The following is a 14,555-nucleotide window of genomic DNA, read 5'->3' as shown; positions in this document are numbered from 1 at the left end:
AAATGCATTGATGAATGCTTTCATATTTTCAATGATACCTTCTTCATCATAAATATGAAATGGTGTTGGGTATTGGGCAATAATATTTTCCAATTGTTCAGCTGTAAACGGAACTGTTTTTGTGTTCATAATAACCTCGCTATACAAATAAAAGACCCATCAAACGATGAGTCTATTATCCTAATTATTATTTAAATAAAGCTTTATCAAGGCTATAGCGACCTGCGCCAGCGAAGAACAACATAAGAGCACCGAAGCCCATTTGAGATGGATAATCCCAGCTAAAGAAACTACCACTAAGATTTAATGTCGTTGCTATTGCTAATGTACCTATGAGTAACAAAGATCCAATTCGTGTAAATAGACCAATTACTATAAGTACACCACCTATCATTTCTGCATATGCGGCCATAGTACCTAATATTTCATAACCACCAGGTACACCTAATGGTGCCAACATAGCTCCAACTTTATAAAGGCCTTCAGCACCGCTCAAGTACTTTAAATATCCATGATAAAACATGGAAATACCAAGTGCCAAACGATAAACTAAGAGGCCAAAATTAACATAATTAGGTTTACTTTTAAAAATAAAGCTCAACATAGTAATCCTTCTTTCAGGTTAAACAACATCGAAATAATTCGATAACCATATTATAAAGGTCAGTAACTACCGTGTCAAACTAGACTCAATATTAAATTCTATAGAATTATAACATATATTGTATACAAAATCAATTTTATCGATTTGATAATACTCATATAGCTGATTTAGATAAAAAAAAATAATCCTAATGAAAAAGTGAACATATAGTTCCTAATTCATTAGGATTATTCTAAATCTTATAGATTATGCGCTAAGCAGTTGATTACATCATACCGCCCATGCCACCCATTGGAGGCATTGCAGGTACTGCAGCATTTTCTTCTACTTTATCAGCTACGATTGTTTCAGTAGTCAATACAAGAGATGCAATGGATGCAGCATTTTGAAGAGCAGAACGTGTAACTTTTGCAGGATCCACGATACCAGCTTTTACCATGTCGATGTATTCTTCAGTCAAAGCATTGAAACCAACGCCAGCTTCAGTATTTTTAACTTTTTCAACTACAACGGAGCCTTCAAGACCAGCATTGTAAGCAATTTGACGAAGTGGCTCTTCTACTGCACGTTTAACAAGGTTAATACCAGTTTGAACATCACCAGTAGCTTCCAATGTGTTCAATGCAGGGATGATGTCGATGAATGTAGTACCACCACCAGCTACGATACCTTCTTCAACAGCAGCGCGAGTTGCATTCAATGCGTCTTCGATACGAAGTTTTTTATCTTTCATTTCAACTTCTGTAGCAGCACCTACTTCGATAACTGCAACACCACCGGACAATTTAGCAAGACGTTCTTGTAATTTTTCACGGTCAAATTCAGAAGTTGTTTCTTCTACTTGTGCACGGATTTGGCTAACGCGTTTAGCGATAACGTCTTTATCGCCTACACCATCGATGATTGTAGTTTCATCTTTAGTGATGCGAACTTGACGAGCTGTACCAAGGTCAGTAAGTTCTACGGAATCAAGTTTACGGCCCATATCTTCAGTAATTACAGTACCACCAGTCAAGATAGCGATATCTTCAAGCATAGCTTTACGACGATCACCGAAGCCAGGAGCTTTAACAGCTACAGCTTTGAATGTACCACGTAAGCGGTTTACTACCAATGTAGCCAATGCTTCGCCTTCTACATCTTCAGCGATGATAAGAAGTTCTTTGCCTACTTTTACAACTTTTTCAAGTGTTGGCAACATATCAGCGATAGCACTGATTTTACGGTCAGTAATCAAGATATATGGGTTATCCATAACAGCTTCCATACGATCAGGATCAGTTACCATGTAAGGAGAAATGTAACCGCGGTCAAATTGCATACCTTCTACTACGTTTAATGCAGTTTGCAAGCCTTTGGATTCTTCTACAGTGATAACGCCATCGTTACCAACTTTTTCCATAGCTTCAGCAATCAAACCACCGATTTCTTCGTCAGCAGCGGATACGCTAGCAACTTGAGCGATTTCAGCTTTACCAGAAACTTTAATGGAGCGTTTTTTAATTTCTTCTACCAAAGTTTTTACTGCTGTTTCAATACCTTTTTTCAAGATCATTGGGTTAGCACCAGCTGCTACGTTGCGCATACCTTCTTGAATCATAGCTTGTGCCAATACAGTTGCAGTAGTAGTACCGTCACCTGCTACGTCGTTAGTTTTAGTAGCAACTTCTTTAACTAATTGAGCACCCATGTTTTCAAATGGATCTGGAAGTTCGATATCACGAGCAATAGTTACACCATCGTTTGTGATTGTTGGAGAACCGAATTTTTTATCCAATACAACATTACGGCCTTTTGGTCCTAATGTAACTTTTACAGCATTTGCCAATTGATCAACGCCACGACCTAAAGCGCGACGAGCTTCTTCATTAAACAAGATTTCTTTTGCCATATGTATTACCTCCTAGATAATAACAGTATCTAATGTAAGGGAATGTATATGCCCGCAGGCAATATAGAATATATCAATAGTATGTTTAGCTCTATACAGCTATAAATTAGCTATTATAATACTGCTAAGATATCGCGTTCGCTAATAATCAAATGAGTAGCGCCATCGATTTCTAATTCGCTACCAGCGTATTTTGCGAACATAACAGTATCGCCAACTTTAACTTCTGGAGCTACACGTTGACCATTGTCATAAACTTTACCAGCACCTACAGCTACTACTACACCTTCTTGAGGTTTTTCTTTTGCTGTATCAGGAAGGAAAATACCACTTTTAGTTTTTTCTTCTTTTGCTTCTAAACGGATAAGAACGCGGTCAGCTAATGGTTTTAACATATAATGTCACTCCTTATTTACTAGTTATTATTTACAATTTATTAGCACTCTAAGTTGCCGAGTGCTAATTACATGTATTATTATAACCGATGTCAAAATAAATGCAAGCAGAAATTTTGATTTTTTGACTTTTTAGTTTTTATTTGATGTTAGACGTAAAAAAACTAGTATAAGTTTTATCCTTATACTAGTCTTTTCATCTATTTAGAAACTTGATTTATTAATGCTTTACAGATATTAACAATACTATCTCGTTTCTTCATACTTAGGGCACGAATGCGATTATACGCTTCCTCTTCAGATATAGAGTATAACTCCATCAATATACCGGTCCCCTTTTGAATGATTTTCCGATCTTCTAATGACTGTTCTAATTCAGCCATTTTTTCGCGAAGCTGCGTATCACTATGATAACGACCTAAGGCCATTTCTAAGGTGGGAACCAATTGCTCTTCACGTACAGGCTTTATTAAATATCCATAAACGCCAGACTCTCTAGCCTTATCTATTAAATCCTGTTGACTATAGCTTGTTAATAGTACGACTGGTGCTTCATGGTGAAAGCCAATTTGACGTGCTGCTTCGATGCCATCTAATTCCGGCATTTTTACATCCATAAGAACAATATCAGGCTTATATTCTTTACAAAGTTTAATGGCTTCTACCCCATTAGTGCCTTCTGCTACAACTTCATGACCACAGGATTCAATAATATCGCGTAGATCCATACGTATAAGGGATTCATCATCCACTATTAAAACGCGCATTTACTTCTCCTTCTTCATATGTATTGTTACGAGTACACCAACACCCGTATTTTCTACTGATAATTTACCTTTTAACTCATGGGTAACTAAATTATTAATGATAGTTAGTCCTAAACGCTTGTTGAAATTAATAGAAAACTCTGGAGGTAATCCTTTTCCCGTATCAGAAAAAGCTAATACAATATATTCCTCTGACTCTGTAACAGCTAGACGAATCTCTCCGTTTTTACCATTTAAGCCATGTTCAAGGCTATTGGTAATTAGCTCATTAATTATGAGGGATACATAACTTGCCATATGAGAGGAAATCAACATATCCTCTCCACTATACGTAAAGGTAACATCTTGGTCTTGTTGAACCATACTCATACGCAATAAGCGACATAGCTCGTCATAAATTGATCGGATACCTATATAATCCTCGTCATAATGGGATACAATATCGTGAACTAATGCCATACTTTCAATACGATTTATCCCCTCTTGCAAGGCTTGTTTAACCTCAGGCAAGGTAGAACGTCTAGCCTCCATACGCAATAATCCTGCCACAGTTTGTAAATTATTTTTTACGCGGTGATGAACCTCTTTAATAATCGAGTTCTTTACCAGCAATTCTTGTTGCTGCTTACTTTCACGAGTACAATCGTGAAGGACGAGGAAACAACGAGTTTCATTACGGCCCATAGCAATAGGAATCATATGTTGACGAATGACCATATCTTGATAGATCTCTTCACTAGTATATATCGTTCTATCATCTAATACTTGTTGAATGGCTGAAACTTTTAAGGTACTACTATAAATCGATGAGCCCACAAGTCGTCGGTCAAATCCTAGCAAATCTACTAGTTGTATAGCGGCCTCATTTCCATACAGAATCCTATGAGAATCATCAAAGATGATTAAACCATCAAAGTAAGAAATTGGTTCGTACGATTGTATTTGCTCATCCGTAGCAGTCAGCATAAGCCGTTGCATCGTATCCGACAAGGTATATTCTTGCTCATATTGCTCCACCTTAATAGACGGAGACACGGTAAAAGCTATGCCCCCAATAATACGACCACCATTATCTACAACAGGAAAAACATGTTGTCGTTGATCATGTTCTACCCCAATAAGCGGTTGTCCATTTTCCATCATAGAATGCCATGTATTATTCCCTTTTAACTGTCGAGTAATAACACCTTGGTCACTTCGTTCAATACACAGCATATCGGCACGATGATGCATAGTACCTTGTGAGGACTCTAGAAGGGGTGTAAAAATCTGTATCCTTTGACGGGTCAATGACTCGCCAAAGGATATAAGTTTACTAATATGCTCTAATAATGAGGTTTGTAATGGACCTAATGGTGTTGTATTTAAAATATCTTGACCGATATCCACGATTAATCCTCTTTCCAAGATACATGACCAATTTCAACACTTGGTTTTGCATTCAATGTTAAATCTGCGAATTTACCGGCTTGGGCCATATAATAAGCGCGACAACCAATCATCGCTGCATTATCAGTGGACAAAATTTTATGAGGCTTGTAATAGGTAAATCCTTCTTTTTCGCACATCTTTTGTAATGCTGTTTGTAAACCTTTATTAGCAGAAACACCACCAGCTATGGTAATACGAGTTTCCCCCAATGTATGCGCCGCATCTCGTGTTTTCTCAACTAATACATCTACAATCGCCTTTTGGAAGGACGCTGCAACGTCCGCTTGATTTATAGGTTCATTCTTTTGCTGCTTACTATTTAAATAGTTTAAAACTGCGGATTTCAAACCACTAAAGCTAAATTCAAAATTACCTGGTTCACTTAAAGCCTTTGGAAATTCAATAGCATCTGGATTCCCTTCAAGAGCTAAAGCATCGATATGAGGGCCACCTGGGTAAGGGAACCCCATAACGCGAGCAATTTTATCAAATGCTTCCCCTGCTGCGTCATCCCGAGTTTGTCCAAGGATATCAAACTCTTCATAGCCTTTTACATGCACTAACATGGTATGACCACCAGATACAACGAGGCTCAAAAATGGAGGTTCCAATTCTGGATTGGCTAAGAAATTAGCAAAGATATGACCTTCCATATGATGAACTGGTACCAAAGGAATACCTGTAGCAAAGGATAACCCCTTTGCAGCAGCTACACCAACCAATAATGCCCCTACAAGTCCTGGACCATAGGTAACGCCAATATGATCGATGTCTTGTAAGGTTACATTTGCATCGCGCAATGCTTGATCTATAACCGATATAACTTGTTCAATATGATGGCGTGATGCGATCTCTGGTACAACACCACCAAATTTTCTATGAATAGGCACTTGGCTAGAAATTACATTAGATAAAACAGTACGCCCATCCTTTAGGACGGATGCAGATGTTTCATCGCAACTACTTTCCAAGGCTAATGTGTATATACTCATTCTATTTCCTCTGAAACGAGAGACATAATATAAGCATCCTCTTTTGGCTCTGAATAATAATCTTTGCGAATTCCTTTAACAGTAAATCCTAGATTTCTATACATTGCCAAGGCAGGTAAATTAGATATGCGTACCTCCAAGAAGATTTCATGCATCCCTCTATTCAAACATTCATCTATTAATTCTTTAGTAAGTTTTGAGCCATATCCCTTACCACGAGCGGAAGGTAAAATAGCAATATTCGTGATTTGTCCTTCATCGTATACAAGCCAAGCACCAGCATAACCCACAATATGATTTCCTTCACAAATAACCATATATAGCTTATTATCGGCCCCTTCAAGTTCAGCAAGTACAGATTCCAAGCTCCATGGAACAGAAAAGGACTGTTGCTCTATCTCATAAATGGCTTGAGCATCATCTACCGTAGCTAACCGAATCTCCATTATTCTGCTCCTGCCGCTTCGGTAACAACAACGGTAGGATTTTGGTTTAACATGTCTGGATTATCCTTATGTCGTTCCTCCCATAAAACCTCTGCTTCAGAGCGACGGATATAATAAGGAACCATATCCATTGGATCACATATTTCTTCACGGATAACTAAGTCGCGTCCCGCTAAAAGTAAAGAACTGGCTTTTGGAATGCGTTGTGAAATATCTAGAATAGTCAAATTAGTATCGTTTTCGTCTAAAAGCTTTTCAATACGCTTGATACCATCACCTAAGAATAAGACCTCTTCCTTAGTTTCTCGGAACTTTTCTAATAAATCACTAACCGCAATAACAAACGGTTCCTCTTTACATACTAGCTCATTGTTTTCATATCGATATAGACCAGCATATACATGCTTTTTCTGAGCATCGATAACAGTACAGATAGTTCTATTTGTATATGAAACATTATGAGCCAAACTATCCATGGTCATCACACCATACAATGGAATTTGTAAGGCATAAGCCATAGCTTTTGCAGTCCCCATACCTATACGCAATCCCGTAAATGAACCAGGACCAATGCTAACTATAATACCTTTTAGTTCATTCTTTTTTACTTGTGAGGCTCGCAACAACATGTCGATGTGAGGTATTAGCTGCTCAGAATGAGTTAATCCCGCTTGAATAGTTAGTTCACCAATCAAGTTTGTTTCATCCATTAAGGCCACACTCGATACGAGCGAACTTGTCTCAATTCCCAACCACATATGGGCCTCCTATATCTACTAAATCATCTTTTGTAAGATAATCACTACTTAACGTAATAGATCGGCTTGTATCATCAATACGAGTTAAATATATCCATAATGTTTCATCTGGTAATTCATCAGAAAATTTATCAGCCCACTCCACAATGGATACACAGTCCTCTGTATATTCGTAAAAGCCAATATTTTCTAGTTCACTTATATCATCCAACCGATATACATCAAAATGATATAAATGTGTTCTATCAACATCGTAAGTATTCATGATAGCAAACGTAGGGCTTGTAATCTCCTCTGTAACGCCAAAGCCTTTCGCAATGCCTTGAGATAGATGAGTTTTTCCTGTCCCCAAATCACCAATTAAGGCAATACATATAGGGTCTCCACTTTGTTTGACCCATTTGCCTAATAATTGTCCAAATTGTTGTGTATCTTCAACTGTATGAGTCTCTAATTGAACCTGTGCCTTATGATTCATGAAAATGATTATATCCTTTCGCTTCTATGGTCTTAATCGTTTTATCTGGTGTTACCATCTGCACCTGAGCTGGTCCAGATACAACTTCACCAATTATTGTAATGCCTGCTAAATTCTCTAATTTAGAAAGCAATGATTTAGGAGCCGTGAATACTAGTTGAAAGTCCTCTCCACCATACAATGCATAGTCCACTGGATCAGTCTGCAAATACTTAGCTAATTCATAAGTCTCCTCATGTAGTGGAATAGCTTTTTCCTCTATGACAATAGATACATTGCTAGCCGATGCAATTTCATTTAATTCACTACCGAGACCATCACTAATATCATTCATACTATGAATACCTAATTGTCTCAATTGTTGGCCCAATTCTATTTGTGGATCTGGACGTTGATGACCAACCTTGGTCATATGATAACCATCTAAATTATATGATAAGGCGCCCAAACCTGTAGCAGCATAACCTACGTAATTTGTAATACCCACAATATCACCTACTTGCGCACCGCTACGCATAATAGCAGTTCCTTTAGGGACATCACCAATAATTGTTACAGTCCACACCATGGGCCCTTCCGTACGCACCGTATCCCCACCAAGTATATTAAGATGATATTTTGCGCATTGATCTTTTATACCTCTATAAACCTCATCAAGAATAGCCGTATCAACATATTCAGGTGCCGCCACAGATAGCACAATTTGACGAGGAGTACCACCCATAGCAGCAATATCACTCAAATTGGCCGTCATGAGACGATAGCCTACATCATAGGGCTTCATATAGTGAAAGCTAAAGTGAACCCCTTCCACCATCGTATCAGTGCTAATTAATTGATCTGTTTCTTCCTTAGCACTATATACAGCACAATCATCACCAATTCCTGTAATCACAGTACTTAAATCATGTATCGTATTATCTTGAATGTGGCGAATGAAATTAAATTCCCCTACATCTTTTAATTGCATCTCATCACCTGGCTTCCGATTAGTATACATATTGTATTGTAACATATATAAAAGACAACAAAAATAGCAGATAGTTGATATATCAACTATCTGCTATCAATGAGCCTAACTTAATTATTTTTTAATTAGGTTTGTCATCCGTTTAACAGGATCTTTCGTATCAAAGGAACCTACAGTAGTTACCTTTTTACCATTGCTAACGAAGAGAACACCATTAATATTATCAAAGGATGTCAATGTATTTACAATGGCAGCCATTTGTAATTTAACAGTTAAGTCCCCACCATTACCTTTTACGAAAGCGTCATTCACTTCTACAGAAGCAATGCCGTCCTTTACAGTAACGGATGTAATTTCAATATCCTTGGAGAATACTGGATATTTTTGTGCTCTATCAGCTTTTAACATCGCTAGAAGAGCAGCTTTAGGCGTTACTTTGTCCGCCTCCATCTCAACGGTTGATTGTTTTACCCCTGAGCCATCCTCTGTTGGAACAAAGAAGGCCATCTTAACCATTTCTTGAGATGTTTTTGTTGTTTCTGCATCCTTATTGACTTTCGTCTCTTGCACAGGTTCACTTTTACCTGTTGTAGGTGCTTGATTAGGTGTACAACCCGCTGCAAATGCAAGCAAACCTACGCAGAGGATCGACAGAACTTGTTTACGTAATTTCATCGATTAACCTCCAAAGTAACTAGCAATACCATTGGCAATGCGATTTGCAAAGTCTTCTTGTGTTTGAGGAGATTGCAATACACGTTCTTCATTAGGGTTGGAAATAAAACCAAGCTCTACAAGAACTGCAGGCATGTTAGAATGTCTCAACACATATAAGTTACCTTCTTGAATGCCACGGTCACCATTGAAACCTGGAACGCTAGCAATTTGAGATTGTACCTTTTGTGCTAATCGAGCATCATTGCCTGTTTTACTATAGTAGTATGTTGCAATACCACCAACACTTGGGTTGTTGAATGCGTTAATATGCACACTGATGAGCGCATCAGAATTGCTACGGTTTGCTACGTTAACACGAGCACCCAATTCATCAACACCACTTGCATTAGGACCGTATACGTCTACGTCTGTAGTACGAGTCATAAGCACTTTAGCGCCACGATTTTCTAGAGCTTTTTTCAAGTACATAGAAATCGGTAGTGTAATATTTTTCTCTTGTACACCATGCGGCCCAACGGCACCAGAGTCACTACCACCATGACCTGGGTCAATCGTAATTGTTTTACCAGATAGACCACCGCTAATAGAATAATTACCGGATCCTGTTGGCATATTTTTCGCAGGATGTGCAGAAGGAGATGGACGTTTGCCATAATAAGCAGGTTTAGGTGCCACATCTTTTTTCTGTACATCTACAACGATGCGATACGGTTTCTGATTAACCGTATCTTTCTTTAGGGAAAATACCTTTACATCACTCGTATCGATAGATGAAGGTGTCTTGATTGTTACCTTCACATCTCTGCCATCTTCTGTGAGTCTAGCAGAACTAGCTATGCTAGAGTCCATATTGATATTCGCTTTAGCAGTTTTTAGCTTTGTGTTCTTTAAGGTAACAGTCGTCGTTTTCCCATCTTTGCTAATCGATGCAGACGCTTTTACCGGTGCTGACAAATCCATAACCATACGAACATATGGTACCGGTGCATCAGTTCGTGTCACCCATCGAGCATCTTCAAGATTAGCTGCCTTTGCTTGAGTCAAGAATAGTGGTATCGCCATCAAGACAGCAAGGCACATAAAAAATAGTTTACGCAATACATTCACTCCAATCTAACTGACATACGTAGTGTCCAAACCATAGAGATGAGTCGATGATATCTTTGTGAATCAAAGTCTCATCGTTCCAATCTATCCATAAACTAATGTTAGATTATAGATAGATTATTTCATACAAACATGAAGATTAGTATGCCGATTATACATATTACTATATAAAGTCTTTATACAGTACACACAAAAATTAGTTGCTTAAAATTATTTTTTGTGCTATGCAATCGACGCTAACGTTCAGTTGTAATTTGCCATTCATTCCCATCCGTACTAATGTGAATACGTCCCATCGTATCTGTACGGTAAATGGCAATATTGTTCTCCTGCAAACGACGTAATGTTACATCGTGAGGATGACCATAACTATTATACATGCCATTTGAAATTAATGCACTTTCTGGTTTAATAGATTTCAAAAAATCTTCAGAGCTACTTGTGCGAGAACCGTGGTGACCTACCTTAAGAACACGGGCAAACAGTCTAGAGTTCTGCTCTTTTATGAGTTTTTTCTCTTCTTGTAATTCTGCATCACCAGTAAAGAGCATAGAGAATTTACCAAAAATTAATTTACCTACAATAGAGTTATTATTAAGATCTGGCGCTCCTTTTTTATCTGTTAAAGGTTCAGTCCAAGGTGCATATACAACAAATACCGCTCCATGACCAAAATCTACTACATCACCACTACGCAATGTAGATCGTTGGATTTTATTTTTATCAATCCATTTTTCATAGGTTTTATACATATTATTATCAACAGAAATACCATCATCATACACATATTCAATAGGCATAGCTTTTGCGATGGCATAGAAACCACCCATATGATCAGCATGAGGATGTGTGATAATTACATTTTTTAGCTTTGTAACACCCATAGATTTTAACTGTGCCACAATGTTCTCACGATGCTCAATGTCACCTGTATCGATCATACTATATTCATCGCCAACCTTGAGCAATATGGCATCGCCTTGACCAATATCTAGCATATATACATCTAGATGACCTTCAGGATTCGTTTGTTTCGTATCAATGGAATATCCTTCATTTACACTAGTGCTATTCTGAGATGCTGCATTAGCTACATCTTTATTCGTGCATCCTGCAATGGCAAAGATTGGAATAAATAGCACTAATAAAAAGGCTATAAATCGCTGTATTTTATTTGTCATTCTTATTCTCCCAATAATTCACTAATGACACAACCTATCGATGTACTTACATCACTAGGTGTATACCCCCAAGTTTTAGTATCACTTAGTATATCTGCACTGCGGCTATGTACATAGACACCTAAAATTGCACCATCTTGTAAGGAATAACCTTGGCTAATAAAACCTGCAATAATACCTGTTAATACATCCCCCATACCGCCAGTTCCCATACCAGCATTTCCGATAGTATTAACATATACCGTACCATCAGGTAGTGCCACAACAGAAGGAATTCCCTTAAGTACTAACACTACTTGATGAGCCTTAGCAAATGCTCGAGCCAAGGTAATATAGTAACGTTCAATCCATTTTATTGGTAAATCTATAAGTCTACTAAATTCACCTAAATGAGGCGTCATTACACAGTATGGCAGATTTTTTTGCACCTTATATACGGACTCAATATGTCCATCGCGCAAAGCATCTTTATCTACAGTCCCTACATGCCCCAATGCATATAACGCATCTGCATCAATGACGAGAGCGCCTTCACAGGAATCTATAGCTTGATTTACTACATCTGGAATATCTGTAGTGCGCCCCAAACCTGGCCCAATAGCAACTACTTGACGTCCGTCATAAAGGGATTCATTTTCATCGATAGATGTTACCATTACTTCCGGTATGATATGACCTTGCACAACATGTTTAATTATATCTGGAACGCCTAATGTAATCTTACCGGCTCCACTGTGAACAGCAGCTTCTGCGGCCAACATAGGGGCTCCTACCATATCACTAGATCCACCGATAATCAAGGTATTCCCATTTATACCTTTATGAGCCATTGGAACCCGATAATTGATTAACGTTTCTGCTAAATCCGAATCAATAGTGATGGTACTATCACGATTAATTAATACTTGTTGCCAAGGAGCACCTAGCGGTGCAACAATAGCTGTGCCCCCTATGGCCTTACCAGGATATAACAATAAACCTTGTTTAATAGCCCCAAAGGTAACCGTATAATCATAAGTCAATGTTCCCTCTGAAATTTGACCAGAAGAAGCATCTAGCCCTGCAGGTACATCAATAGCCCACAAATCAAAATTATATTGACTACGCATAGTATCAATATCATGCAAAACATCGATGGTTAAATCCCTCAATCGGCCTGTTAAGCCTGTGCCCATAATGCCTTCTACGGCAATAGCCACATTGGACCAATCATTGAATTCGTCATACGTATCAATGATACACCCCATTGCTTCACATCTCTTGAGTTGAACTGCAAAAAGGTCACTACATTTACTCGTATCACCTACTAGTGCAATTTGTACAGGTACACCTTGCTCTAAAAGATGACGAGCTGCTACAAGGCCATCTGCCCCATTATTACCTGTACCACAGATAAATAGTACAAAACTATTGATAGAACGTGCATTATCTAAGGAAAACAAGTCATATTGTCCCCACAAAGCATCCACAATACCACGTCCTGCATTTTCCATTAAAATTTCTAAAGAGACACCTAATTGCTTAGGTACTTCTTGATCTATATATCGAGCATCTTCAGTTGTTAATATTTGCATCTTATGCTCCTTCAAGTATAACTGTACTCATTGCATATGCTTTGCAATGACTAATCGATACATGTGTATCCGTATAGCCTAATGTTTCATAAATATCTTTAAAAGTATCTTGTAAACGAATTAAGGGAGCCCCTAATTCATCATGACCGATTTCTATATCTTGCCATGATCCATGACGCATTCCCGTACCTAATGCTTTAATGAAAGCCTCTTTAGCAGCATATATGCCAGCATAAGACTCATAACGCCCTTTTTTTCGGCTTTCACAGTAATCAATCTCATGAGACGTATACACGCGTTCACGAAATGGTTTAGATTTCTCTATAGCACAACGGATACGGTCAATTTCAATAATATCATTCCCTAATTTCATAATAACTCCTAAATTACCCTAACATTTATATTATACACTCTTAAAGTGGATAAAAACATAGATAAAATCTAGGCATTTACTGAAAATGGTAATGTAGGCAAACTATAAATTTCAACCTTTCCCTTGCGATTAACGGCCACATACATTTGACCATTACGATAATCCATATCTTCTACTTCCATTCCTGAAGTATAAGGACTTATATTCTTTACTACGCCTTCATCATCGACGAAAACGAAGGTCGTTAAGGTTGTAAAAATAGTATTACCATTAGCAGCATAAGCACCATTATTATTTAAGTCGGTATGCTCTGCATCAATCTTATACGTTTTTACCTTATTAAAATTTGAATCATAGTAGTTAATAGTACGATGAGAATTTGTTAAAGGCACAATCGACACATATTGATTACGGTCTTTATCAAAGGCAAAGTTAAATACCTTTTCTTTCAATTTAATAGGCGCTTCAACAATCATACTATCAGCCTCTATAGGCGTAACAATATATCCATCTACAACGGCATTAGTAGTATAGTAACGATTGTTATTCGGATTATAGGTTAACGTATTCATATGACCTAATAAACGTTTTTGACTATATTCATACTTAGCAACCACTTGCAACGTTGTGGGGTTAATTTCATAAATAATTTGCTTTGTATTATCTGAGTTTATACAGGCAAGAACAAATACATCTTTTTTAGAGTTATAACAAAAGCCTTGGCACTGATTAACAGAACTATCTAATGGTATCTCCGCCAATCGTGTTAAGGGTAAAGGCATTTGGACAGCACTTACAGGTTGTGCCAGCTTTGGTATATCAAAGACATTAGCAATATAATCGATCACACCTTGATCCATATTATCACCTCAATCAAACAAAAATGTATATAATCGTATATTAATTCATA

16 protein-coding genes and 1 pseudogene are annotated in these 14,555 nt (G+C 37.7%); all 17 read right to left on the bottom strand.

The window, feature by feature from the left end; genetic code table 11:
* A pseudogene (locus tag Q7P05_RS09555) lies at positions 1-129 on the bottom strand (diaminopimelate decarboxylase); the annotation flags it as partial.
* Between the two features lie 58 nt (positions 130-187).
* Entirely contained in the window at positions 188-604 is a 417-nt protein-coding gene (locus Q7P05_RS09550) for a DoxX family protein (protein ID WP_303931877.1), read from the bottom strand.
* A gap of 265 nt (positions 605-869) precedes the next feature.
* Positions 870-2,495 carry a chaperonin GroEL gene (groL, locus tag Q7P05_RS09545; protein WP_105089275.1) on the bottom strand — a complete coding sequence of 542 codons (1,626 nt, stop codon included), beginning with the start codon at positions 2,493-2,495 and terminating at the stop codon, positions 870-872.
* A 113-nt stretch (positions 2,496-2,608) separates the two neighbouring features.
* Positions 2,609-2,890 (bottom strand): co-chaperone GroES, encoded by a 282-nt coding sequence (gene groES, locus Q7P05_RS09540; protein ID WP_004696047.1) that lies wholly within the window; start codon positions 2,888-2,890, stop codon positions 2,609-2,611.
* A 200-nt stretch (positions 2,891-3,090) separates the two neighbouring features.
* A complete protein-coding gene (locus tag Q7P05_RS09535; RefSeq protein WP_303931874.1) occupies positions 3,091-3,657 on the bottom strand; it encodes an ANTAR domain-containing response regulator in 567 nt (188 codons plus the stop codon).
* Entirely contained in the window at positions 3,658-5,046 is a 1,389-nt protein-coding gene (locus tag Q7P05_RS09530; RefSeq protein WP_303931873.1) for a sensor histidine kinase, read from the bottom strand. It lies immediately after the preceding gene.
* A gap of 2 nt (positions 5,047-5,048) precedes the next feature.
* Entirely contained in the window at positions 5,049-6,080 is a 1,032-nt protein-coding gene (gene tsaD, locus Q7P05_RS09525) for a tRNA (adenosine(37)-N6)-threonylcarbamoyltransferase complex transferase subunit TsaD (RefSeq protein ID WP_303931870.1), read from the bottom strand.
* Positions 6,077-6,526, bottom strand: a complete 450-nt coding sequence (gene rimI, locus Q7P05_RS09520) for a ribosomal protein S18-alanine N-acetyltransferase (RefSeq protein ID WP_303931868.1) — start codon at positions 6,524-6,526, stop codon at positions 6,077-6,079. The genes tsaD and rimI overlap by 4 nt, the downstream gene beginning before the upstream one ends.
* The gene (gene tsaB, locus Q7P05_RS09515; RefSeq protein ID WP_303931866.1) at positions 6,526-7,284 is read right to left on the bottom strand and encodes a tRNA (adenosine(37)-N6)-threonylcarbamoyltransferase complex dimerization subunit type 1 TsaB; all 759 of its coding nucleotides are present in this window, start codon (positions 7,282-7,284) and stop codon (positions 6,526-6,528) included. Before tsaB ends, rimI begins: the two co-directional genes overlap by 1 nt.
* Positions 7,268-7,762 carry a tRNA (adenosine(37)-N6)-threonylcarbamoyltransferase complex ATPase subunit type 1 TsaE gene (gene tsaE, locus Q7P05_RS09510; RefSeq protein ID WP_303931864.1) on the bottom strand — a complete coding sequence of 165 codons (495 nt, stop codon included), beginning with the start codon at positions 7,760-7,762 and terminating at the stop codon, positions 7,268-7,270. The genes tsaB and tsaE overlap by 17 nt, the downstream gene beginning before the upstream one ends.
* Positions 7,752-8,732, bottom strand: a complete 981-nt coding sequence (thiL, locus tag Q7P05_RS09505; RefSeq protein WP_369680441.1) for a thiamine-phosphate kinase — start codon at positions 8,730-8,732, stop codon at positions 7,752-7,754. Before thiL ends, tsaE begins: the two co-directional genes overlap by 11 nt.
* Before the next feature lie 114 nt (positions 8,733-8,846).
* Positions 8,847-9,407 carry a GerMN domain-containing protein gene (locus Q7P05_RS09500; RefSeq protein ID WP_303931859.1) on the bottom strand — a complete coding sequence of 187 codons (561 nt, stop codon included), beginning with the start codon at positions 9,405-9,407 and terminating at the stop codon, positions 8,847-8,849.
* Between the two features lie 3 nt (positions 9,408-9,410).
* Positions 9,411-10,508: an N-acetylmuramoyl-L-alanine amidase gene (locus tag Q7P05_RS09495; RefSeq protein WP_303931857.1), complete on the bottom strand. Its 1,098-nt coding sequence runs from the start codon at positions 10,506-10,508 to the stop codon at positions 9,411-9,413.
* Between the two features lie 245 nt (positions 10,509-10,753).
* Entirely contained in the window at positions 10,754-11,698 is a 945-nt protein-coding gene (locus Q7P05_RS09490) for a ComEC/Rec2 family competence protein (RefSeq protein WP_303931854.1), read from the bottom strand.
* 2 nt (positions 11,699-11,700) lie between these two features.
* The gene (locus tag Q7P05_RS09485; RefSeq protein ID WP_303931853.1) at positions 11,701-13,272 is read right to left on the bottom strand and encodes an NAD(P)H-hydrate dehydratase; all 1,572 of its coding nucleotides are present in this window, start codon (positions 13,270-13,272) and stop codon (positions 11,701-11,703) included.
* Between the two features lies 1 nt (position 13,273).
* The gene (gene acpS / locus Q7P05_RS09480; protein WP_303931850.1) at positions 13,274-13,645 is read right to left on the bottom strand and encodes a holo-ACP synthase; all 372 of its coding nucleotides are present in this window, start codon (positions 13,643-13,645) and stop codon (positions 13,274-13,276) included.
* Between the two features lie 68 nt (positions 13,646-13,713).
* On the bottom strand, positions 13,714-14,505 hold the full coding sequence (locus Q7P05_RS09475; protein ID WP_303931848.1) for a hypothetical protein: 792 nt from the start codon (positions 14,503-14,505) through the stop codon (positions 13,714-13,716).
* Positions 14,506-14,555: the final 50 nt, after the last annotated feature.

Origin of the sequence: Veillonella dispar, assembly GCF_937975875.1 — a bacterium.
GTDB classification, from domain to species: Bacteria; Bacillota; Negativicutes; order Veillonellales; family Veillonellaceae; genus Veillonella; species Veillonella dispar_B.
This window is presented reverse-complemented; position numbering and strand designations above follow the sequence as displayed.

Coding starts and splice junctions, on each gene's coding strand:
- groES (WP_004696047.1), bottom strand. CDS start 2,890: ATGTTAAAACCATTAGCTGACCGCGTTCTTATCCGTTTAGAAGCAAAA.
- Q7P05_RS09535 (WP_303931874.1), bottom strand. CDS start 3,657: ATGCGCGTTTTAATAGTGGATGATGAATCCCTTATACGTATGGATCTA.
- thiL (WP_369680441.1), bottom strand. CDS start 8,732: ATGCAATTAAAAGATGTAGGGGAATTTAATTTCATTCGCCACATTCAA.
- tsaD (WP_303931870.1), bottom strand. CDS start 6,080: ATGAGTATATACACATTAGCCTTGGAAAGTAGTTGCGATGAAACATCT.
- Q7P05_RS09475 (WP_303931848.1), bottom strand. CDS start 14,505: ATGGATCAAGGTGTGATCGATTATATTGCTAATGTCTTTGATATACCA.
- Q7P05_RS09550 (WP_303931877.1), bottom strand. CDS start 604: ATGTTGAGCTTTATTTTTAAAAGTAAACCTAATTATGTTAATTTTGGC.
- groL (WP_105089275.1), bottom strand. CDS start 2,495: ATGGCAAAAGAAATCTTGTTTAATGAAGAAGCTCGTCGCGCTTTAGGT.
- tsaB (WP_303931866.1), bottom strand. CDS start 7,284: ATGTGGTTGGGAATTGAGACAAGTTCGCTCGTATCGAGTGTGGCCTTA.
- rimI (WP_303931868.1), bottom strand. CDS start 6,526: ATGGAGATTCGGTTAGCTACGGTAGATGATGCTCAAGCCATTTATGAG.
- Q7P05_RS09500 (WP_303931859.1), bottom strand. CDS start 9,407: ATGAAATTACGTAAACAAGTTCTGTCGATCCTCTGCGTAGGTTTGCTT.
- tsaE (WP_303931864.1), bottom strand. CDS start 7,762: ATGAATCATAAGGCACAGGTTCAATTAGAGACTCATACAGTTGAAGAT.
- Q7P05_RS09485 (WP_303931853.1), bottom strand. CDS start 13,272: ATGCAAATATTAACAACTGAAGATGCTCGATATATAGATCAAGAAGTA.
- Q7P05_RS09490 (WP_303931854.1), bottom strand. CDS start 11,698: ATGACAAATAAAATACAGCGATTTATAGCCTTTTTATTAGTGCTATTT.
- acpS (WP_303931850.1), bottom strand. CDS start 13,645: ATGAAATTAGGGAATGATATTATTGAAATTGACCGTATCCGTTGTGCT.